Below are 722 nucleotides of genomic sequence, written 5' to 3'. Positions count from 1 at the left end.
GTGTTGGCGGTCGCCGGCGCCACCACGACGAGATCGGCCCGCTGGCCGATACGTACGTGGGGCACCTCGTGAACGTCGTCCCAGACGTCGGCGGTCACGGGGTTGCCCGACAGGGCGGCCCATGTGGGCTCGCCCACGAACCGGAGCACCTCGCGGGTCGGCACGACCCGCACCTCGTGACCGGACTCGGTGAACAGCCGCAGCAGCTCACACGCCTTGTACGCGGCGATGCCGCCGCTGACGCCGAGGACGACCTTCATCGAAGGGGTCAGACCGCGCCTTCGATGGGCTCGGCGTTGAGCAGGCCCTCGGAGACCTCGCGCAGCGCGATGGACAGCGGCTTCTCCTGAGCATGCGTCTCGACCAGCGGCCCGACGTATTCCAGCAGGCCTTCGCCGAGCTGGGAGTAGTAGGCGTTGATCTGGCGGGCGCGCTTGGCACCCATGATCACCAGGGAGTACTTGCTGTCGACGATGTCGAGCAGCGCGTCGATCGGCGGGTTGGTGATGCCCTCCGCGGCCGGGGTGGTGCCTGCCACGATTGTCAGACCTCTCGGTTGATGGTGGTGGTGACCCCCTGAGGGTCAGTCATCAAGGCTATCAGCCGGTGGCACACTTCTTGGACACTCGTGTTCACCAGTGTGAGGTCGAACTCCGATTCGGCGGCCATCTCGACCCGTCCGGCCCGCAGCCGGCGCTCGATGACGTCCTCGGGCTCGGTGC

General features: G+C 67.6%; 2 protein-coding genes. Both read right to left on the bottom strand.

The window, feature by feature from the left end; translation table 11 throughout:
* Positions 1–260: flavoprotein (locus DMH01_RS42375; RefSeq protein ID WP_305016652.1), on the bottom strand; the 260-nt coding region annotated here is incomplete at its 3' end.
* An 8-nt stretch (positions 261–268) separates the two neighbouring features.
* Entirely contained in the window at positions 269–538 is a 270-nt protein-coding gene (rpoZ, locus tag DMH01_RS42370; RefSeq protein WP_043638590.1) for a DNA-directed RNA polymerase subunit omega, read from the bottom strand.
* Positions 539–722: the final 184 nt, after the last annotated feature.

Origin of the sequence: Amycolatopsis sp. WAC 04182 (assembly GCF_003947465.1) — a bacterium.
GTDB lineage: Bacteria > Actinomycetota > Actinomycetes > Mycobacteriales > Pseudonocardiaceae > Amycolatopsis.
The sequence above is the reverse complement of the archived record's forward strand: the minus strand, read 5'-3'. Positions and strand labels throughout refer to the sequence as shown.